This window comes from Ferruginibacter sp., assembly GCF_028288465.1.
In the GTDB taxonomy this organism is placed as follows: domain Bacteria; phylum Bacteroidota; class Bacteroidia; order Chitinophagales; family Chitinophagaceae; genus Ferruginibacter.
The window spans coordinates 437065-444801 of record NZ_JAQBNR010000015.1 but is presented as its reverse complement, the minus strand read 5'-3'; the positions used below and the strand labels follow the sequence as shown (position 1 = coordinate 444801).

Annotated in this window: 7 protein-coding genes; 1 reads left to right on the top strand and 6 read right to left on the bottom strand. The window is 42.5% G+C overall.

From position 1 onward, the window contains the following. Positions 1–236: 236 nt before the first annotated feature. From JWR61_RS06865 to JWR61_RS06840, 6 genes are all read right to left on the bottom strand, one after another. Complete coding sequence (locus JWR61_RS06865) at positions 237–845, bottom strand: nucleotidyltransferase family protein (RefSeq protein ID WP_301927098.1); 609 nt, start codon at positions 843–845, stop codon at positions 237–239. 115 nt (positions 846–960) lie between these two features. Then, entirely contained in the window at positions 961–2097 is a 1137-nt protein-coding gene (locus tag JWR61_RS06860) for an XdhC family protein (protein WP_301927097.1), read from the bottom strand. Positions 2098–2121: 24 nt separating this feature from the next. Then, positions 2122–2532, bottom strand: a complete 411-nt coding sequence (locus tag JWR61_RS06855; RefSeq protein ID WP_301927096.1) for a cytochrome c — start codon at positions 2530–2532, stop codon at positions 2122–2124. 140 nt (positions 2533–2672) lie between these two features. Then, complete coding sequence (locus tag JWR61_RS06850; protein WP_301927095.1) at positions 2673–4841, bottom strand: molybdopterin cofactor-binding domain-containing protein; 2169 nt, start codon at positions 4839–4841, stop codon at positions 2673–2675. A 51-nt stretch (positions 4842–4892) separates the two neighbouring features. Then, positions 4893–5345: a (2Fe-2S)-binding protein gene (locus JWR61_RS06845; RefSeq protein WP_367881792.1), complete on the bottom strand. Its 453-nt coding sequence runs from the start codon at positions 5343–5345 to the stop codon at positions 4893–4895. Positions 5346–5662: 317 nt separating this feature from the next. Beyond that, positions 5663–7219: a serine hydrolase gene (locus JWR61_RS06840; RefSeq protein WP_301927093.1), complete on the bottom strand. Its 1557-nt coding sequence runs from the start codon at positions 7217–7219 to the stop codon at positions 5663–5665. Positions 7220–7415: 196 nt separating this feature from the next. On the opposite strand from JWR61_RS06840, the gene JWR61_RS06835 reads away from it, so the two are divergent. After that, the gene (locus JWR61_RS06835) at positions 7416–7700 is read left to right on the top strand and encodes a transposase (protein ID WP_301927092.1); all 285 of its coding nucleotides are present in this window, start codon (positions 7416–7418) and stop codon (positions 7698–7700) included. Positions 7701–7737: the final 37 nt, after the last annotated feature.

Here is a 7737-nt window from a genome sequence, read left to right as displayed (position 1 = left end):
AGGAATGGAACATCTTAAAATATAAATCCTGAATTTACTTTTCGCTGTGGTGGTTCAATTCTGTCTCTTCGAAATTGCTGTACCTATTTTCTAAAGAATTAATGTTTTTTTGTCCTGCGCTACCGTTGCTTTCGGATGTAAAAATGCAATGAATCATCCAATCCATTTTTGTTTTTCGTTTAACAGATTGATTGTTTCGATGAATGGTGAATTAAGCCCGATGGAGCAAAAGACTTTTATCCTGATTGAATTAGTTTTCCATAATCTTCAGGTGTATCAATATCAACATCGCCTTTGGCAAATGATACCGTAGCAACATTTGGCATTTGCTGTTGTAAAATTTTACGGGCGCCGGCATCGCCCGATAAATGTAATAACTGGGGAAAAATTGTTTTGTAAAAAAGTGCCGGCACGCCGATGGTGTTATTATAGCTGCACGCAACCATTGGCTTTGCCGTTTGGTGTTGTGCGTTTATCAAATCGTGCAACAAAGCGGAGGTAACAAACGGCTGATCACTCATCATAATAATAACGCCATCTGTTTCAGCGTAGGTGGATAATAAAAACTGAAGTCCGCAGACAATAGAGGACGCCATTCCACTCTGCCAATGTTCATTGGTAACGATAGTCACCGGTCTGTCGTTTACCTGTTGGGAAATTAAACCGGCATCACAACCCGCTACGATAACCACCGGGCCAATCATCGCATTACCAGCTGTATCTGCGCTATGCTGTAATAAAGTTCTACCCTTATAAGGCAGTAATTGCTTTGGCTTACCTAAACGGGTAGATGCGCCTGCAGCCAGCACTATAATGCCGCAATAGTGTATGATATTTTCCAACATAACAGCGCTCAATATAAAATAAAAGTTGGTGGGGTGGTCTCTTGTATAAAATAAAAAAAAGCAAACCGGATAAACAGGTATATCTAAATAAAAATTAAGATCACTGTCACATAACTTATGCCTTTAAAACAGCACGGGAATGAATAACCGGCGAATTATTAGCCGCCAGCGGACTACCTTTTTTGCCGCTCAACACCGCTTTAATTTCAGCAATAACAGACAATGCAATTTCCTCCGGCGTTTCGGCCCCAATATCAAGTCCGATTGGGCTATGCAAAACTGACAATTGCGTTGGTGTAAATGAAATGCCTTTATCCTGCAGTTCCTGCAGCATCCTGTCCCGCTTTTTTCTTGGTCCCAGCATCCCTGCATACACCACGTTATTGGCAAGTAAAACAGGCAGCATGGCCATATCATAATTGTAATTGTGCGTCATCAGCAAAAATACAGTATGGTCATCTATGCTGATTTTATCCAGCAAATTTTCAGGTTTGGAAAGCAGTACCTGGCAGCTTGCGGTAAAACGTTCTGCCTTTGCGTATTCCGGTCTGCCATCCACAATCGTGCTTTGCCAACCCAGCATATCTGCCATTTTCACCAAGGGGATGGTATCATTCCCTGCACCGATAATGATCAGTGCCACTGCGGGTGGAATCATTTCGATGAAAGCGTTTAACGGTGCTGATTCAAATTCAAGTTCTTTAAATAAAGATTGTTGCTGGTGCAATACCAGGCCGGCATCTTTTATCAATATATCTTTTAAAGGGATGGAATCATTAGCAATGCAACAATCAGCTGTAACCATCATACAGGTGCCGGGTTGTATAGCTCTTTTATCATGCAGGGAAAATAATGTTACTAACACACTATGCTGTCGTTTGGATGTAATGGCTCTTAATAACGCAATCGGGTTGCCAGGCCGGCTGCCATCAATGGGTTCAATCAACACCTGTATTATGCCATTGCAACCCAGACCAAGCCCAATGGTGGCATCATCTTCATCATTGGTGTCGTAGGTTACCAACATGGGGCGTTGCTGTGCCATAGCGAGCAGGGCTTTTCTTAAGGCATCGCCCTCAAGGCAACCGCCACTAATGGCCCCAGTTAATTGCCCCTGTTCTGTAATCAACATACGGGCGCCTTCCCGCCTGTAAGACGAACCTGCCACATGCACAACAGTGGCAAGGGCAGATTGCTCACCCTTTTGCTGTGCTTCGTCATACGCTTTTATAATGTCGTTGATTTCTTTCATTACAATGCTTTAACTCAAATCAATCTATTTACGCAATGCTTTTACCTGCGCAGGCGTAATCGCCACGGTATTTTTATTGCCCCAACTGTTGCGTGCATAGTTCAACGCATCGGCCACCTGCTCGTCGGTTAAATAATTTTGAGCCGGCATTAAAACATTGTATTTTTTTCCATTTACAATCACTTCCCCATCCTGCCCGTTCAGCACGGCAAGTATCTGCAACTTAACCGGCTTCTTCAAATAGTCTGATTTTGCGAGCGGTGGATACACATCGGGTGTGCCGTTGCCATCTACCATGTGGCAGTTCATACAATAAGTAGTATATACATCCTTACCACGTTCAATGCTCTTTGGTAAATCATATTTCTGATAAAAGGAAGATGTTATAAAAATGACGCCAGCGGCGATGAAAAAGGATACCATTGTTTTATACATGCGAAAAGCCAAATTTAATTTTATGAGAATAATGAATTTAATTGTTGGATAGCATCCATTGGTCCCGGGTAGCCAACAATATATAACTGTTCTGCTCCATGAACCTGCCTATTTTTACTTTTGATTTTTTAATTTAGAAATTACACTTTATTAATATCAAAAGGCAGCCTGCGAATGCGTTTGCCCGTAGCCGCAAAAATAGCATTGCACAAAGCGGGTGCAAAAGGTGGAAGCCCTGGTTCACCGGCTCCTTTAATGGTTGATCCGCCATTGGCTAATATATGTACATCAACCGGCGGCATTTCATTAAAACGTACCAGCTGGTTATTATGATAATTGGTTTGTACAGTTTGCCCCTTGTCGAAGGTGATCCCACTTTTGATGGCGGCAGTCAAAGCCATTACAGCTGCTCCTTCCACCTGTGCCTTTACCGTATCCGGATTTACCACCGTACCCAGATCGATCACGGCATATATTTTTTCTATTTTAACCCCGGTGCCTTTTTTTGAAACCATTACCACATAGCCGCCCAGCCCTGCAAAAAATTCATATTGTGCAACACCTTTTCCCCAGCCCGCCGGCAATGGCTTATCCCAGTTGCTGACCTCTTTCAATTTTTGCAACACGTTTTTGGTGTCTGACTCTTTTGTAAGCATGCCTAACCTGAAAGCCATCGGATCTTTCTTTGCCTTTACCGCCATTTCATCAATAAAACATTCGTGCGCAAAGGCCAGCGTAGTACTGGTTACCGCCCGCCAGGCAACATACGGAATATGCGAATCCGCATATACATACAAATTTTTCATGTTGGCGATTTCATACTTCTGTTCACTGATGCCTTCCGTCATGGTTCCATCTGGCTTGTTCGGGTCATAATTTTCTTTTTCACTTGCATCCAGCGAAGGTGCAATTACTTTATGCTGAAAAGCAATGGCTTTACCATCGGCAGACAAGGCACCCTTCATAGCAGAAAAAGTCATCGGGCGGAATGGCCCGTTTTGCGTATCATCTTCTCTTGTCCAGATCAGCTTCACCGGCTGACCTATTTTCTTTGTCAGCTGTACCGCTTCATGTATATAATCGTTGTACAAACGACGACCGAAACCACCTCCATTAAACAACACATTTACTTTTAAATTGCCGTCTGGCACATTGTATGCTTTTGAGAAAGAATCCACGATATCGCCCGGAACCTGTGTAGATGCCCATATTTCCAGCTTGCTGCCTTCCATCCAGCTAGCCACGCAGTTCATTGGTTCTATCGGGGAATGGGATACCACTGGTGTTTCATAAAACGCTTCCAGCTTCAGCGGCGCTGCTTTAAATGTTGCATCAAAATCTCCCTGGTTGTGCGCTACTACGCCTTCCTTTTTTGACAAGTTGCGTAACCTCTGTTCGTAGGTTTTTGAATTGAATGTTTCGTTGCCCTGGTGATCCCATTTTATTGCCAGCGCCTTACGCCCCTGTAGTGCGGCCCAGTAATTATCGGCAATTACTGCCACGGCGGGATACTTGTATTTACCAATGATTCTTTCACAGGTTTCTACCCTGGTAACACCTTTCACTTTTTTTGCTGCTGTGTCATCAAAACTTACCAGCTTTGAGCCAAACACGGGGCAATGCGCCACTGATGCATAGACCATATTGGGAACAGAAATATCGATTCCAAAAATGGCTTTGCCGGAACTTTTTAAAGGGATATCCGGCCGAAGAATATTTTTACCCAATAATTTAAAATCCGCCGGATCTTTTAATTTAGGTGATTTTGGCACTTCCAGTTTGGAAGCGGCTTCTACCAGTTCTCCATAGCCTGCCGATTTACCGGAGCTATGCAGTATTTTTCCACCTTCCGCCCGGCATTCTGTAACCGGCACATTCCATTGCTGGCTGGCTGCCGTCAGCAGCATTTCTTTTGCACTCGCACCTACTTTTCTCAGGTTGGTATAATTTGATCTTACGGACATACTGCCACCCGCAAACTGCATGGGACCGAACTGTTTTTCGCCTCCCGTTTGTTTAATGGTTACCTGGTCAAGCGATACTTCCAGCTCCTCTGCTATCAGTGCGGGAATAGATTGAAACACACCCTGCCCAATTTCGGGGCTTGTATTAAAAATGGTGATGGCGCCGGATTTTTCAATTATGACAAAAGGTGTTAAATTGAAAGCCGGCAATTCGCCACTGAGATTGGCTACCTGACCAACGCCATTGTTTCCTTTTAAAGACAGGCCTATCATGAGGCCGGCACCTGTAATGCCGGACAGTTTTATAAAATTCCGGCGATTGATATTTGAAGCGGTTTTTTCCATTGTAAATAGTTTGAAAAGATGAGCTAAAACAAGATACCTTAAAGCGAACGGTTATATTAATTCAGCCGCCCGGTGAATGGCACTGCGTATGCGCTGGTAGGTACCGCAGCGGCAAAGATTTCCCTGCATAGCAATATCAATGTCTGCATCCGTCGGTTTAGGCTTTGCCTTCAACAGCGCCACTGCACTCATTATCTGGCCCGACTGGCAGTATCCGCATTGTGGCACCTGTAGTTCTATCCAGGCTTTTTGTATGGCGTGATCTACATTTGCTGAAACCCCTTCAATAGTAGTAATTTTTTTCGCACCTACGGCAGAAACAGGAAAGCTGCACGACCGGATGGGCGTACCATCTAGATGTACGGTACATGCCCCGCATTGCGCAATACCGCAGCCAAACTTGGTTCCGGTTAATCCAACAAAATCGCGGATTACCCAAAGTAACGGCATGCTGGGTTCCACATCTACCTTATAAGATTTACTGTTGATGTTAATTTCATAAATGGCCATGGTATGTTTATTTTGGAAGTTGTAAAATATGACTGTACAAAGTAAATATTTTTAAGGGTAGCGGGAAATATTTTTATCAGTTTTGGTGAATTTAGCCTGCATCTTTTAAACAAACTATTTCATCGTTTGTTTAAAAGATCTAAACCCCAATAGCAAATAATTCTACGGATGTCCCTTTTGCTTAGGACGGGTTTAAAGCCTGGCTTCGGATAGTGTTTCCATCTGCCTTTTCTTTGGTTGCTTTTTTTCCTCGTCAACGCTTATTATAAAGAATACAAACAGTTGTTTAGGTAAACAAAAATGTTTGCACATTATTTCACCCGCGTAAAATCCAAATCCTGAAAATCAAAACTAAAGTCTGTCAGCGGTGAAATCGGATTCATTTTTATCCGATTGGCCTTACCGGTATTATCCAAATCAAATTGCACATACGCGTCTGCATCCAGGCTTCTGTCGCCCCATTTTACAATAAATGTGTTGCCTTTGTAAGGAAACATTTCACCATTCAATAAGAAAGATCTTTTGGATTCAAACCACAACTTGCCATTTTTTGAATAGATCACTACATCACCAAACCATTTATCCGTATAAGTTCCGGTGAAAAGAGCAGTATCTTTTGGTGAAGTATTCTTCTTTTGCTGCGCTTCAATATCTTTCCATATATCGCCGGTTATTTTTGCTGCTTCTGCTTCATTCTTTACGACGCGGTCATGATTTTGTTTGATGCGATCCACGCCGGTAACACCAAGATAACTGTCTTTGATGGTGTTGGTGATTGCTGTAAAAGCTGCGCCGGATTGTTGGTTGGTAAAAACGATGATGCCTAATTTAATTTCGGGTATCAGGGTAATTTGTGTTACAATGCCAGCGAGCCCACCGGTATGCGTTGCCTGCAGATAGCCCTTTACATCGCTTAAAAACCAGCCCAAACCATAAGAGGCAAAATGGGTATTGTAAGGTGATGGGCCATGCACAGGAATAATGGTTTGCGGTGTCCACATTTCTTCATGTACTTCTTCACTGAATATTTTTTTACTGAGTCCGTCACCATATTTACCGTTGTTCATTTGCATGATGATCCATTTACTCATGTCGGTAATGTTGCTGTAAATACCGCCGGCAGAATTGGCCACCCCACTCCAGTCGCGGCGGACCACCTGTACCCTCCCATCCACCAGCGCATGCGGATCAATTACATTTGTTTTGTTGGGAACGGTTTTAAACGAGGTGGACGTTTCTGTCATGCCAAGCGGTTGCAGAATATGTGTTTCAATAAAATTCTCCCAACTAACACCTGATACTTTCGCCACCACTTCGCCTGCTATAATGTACATCAGGTTATCATAATCGTATTTTGTTCTGAAACCGGACACCTGTTTTAAATAGCGCAGGTTATGAATGATGTCTTTTTTTGTAAAATTATTGGAGTCGGGCCAGAACATCAAGTCGCCGGCACCCAGACCGAGGCCGCTGCGGTGGGTTAATAAATCGCGGATGGTAAAATCTTCCGTCACATAAGGATTGTACATTTTAAACTCCGGGATATAGTCGGTCACTTTATCGTTCCAGTTTATTTTTCCTTCATCAACCAAAATACCCAATGCTGCTGCGGTAAAGGCTTTTGTGTTGGAGGCTATACCGAACAAGGTATGCTCATCTGTTTTTTGTTTGGTGTTTAAAGAGCGTACCCCATAGCCTTTGGCATGAATAATTTTGCCATCTTTTACAACAGCCACGGCAATGCCCGGCACATCAAATGTTTTTAGTGTTTTTTCAACCAAACTATCGATAGCTGCAGAACTGATTTGTGCCGATGCGGAATAGACTATACCGATTAGAACAAGTAAAATGAATGATTTCAATTGCATGGAAAATAAATTTTATTGAATGTACGATACAAAATATTTTGGGCAAAGAGGATTACGTTCATTGTTGGAATGTAGCTTACATGATAATTAAACTTTTCAATAAAAGTCCGAAGGACTGAAATTATTATAGTAAAAAATGTATTTTGTTAAGCATCAAACCCCGAAGGGGTGACATTATTAATCTCAAATAAATAGTATGCCCGGTACCTTTTCTAAAGTTTATATTCAGGTAGTATTCGCTGTACAAGGAAGGGCTAACCTGATCGGCGACAATTTTAAAACCGATTTACATAAATACATTTCCGGTATCATCAGCGGTAAAGACCAGAAGAGTATTATTGTCAACGGAATGCCGGATTACATACATGCGTTTATAGGTTTAAAACCTGCAACCGCAATATCAGACCTCGTCCGGGATATTAAAAATAATTCTTCCAATTTTATCAATGATCATAAACTGGTGAAGGGGAAATTTCAATAGCAGGAAGGTTACGGCGCGTTTTCTTATGGCCAGTCAC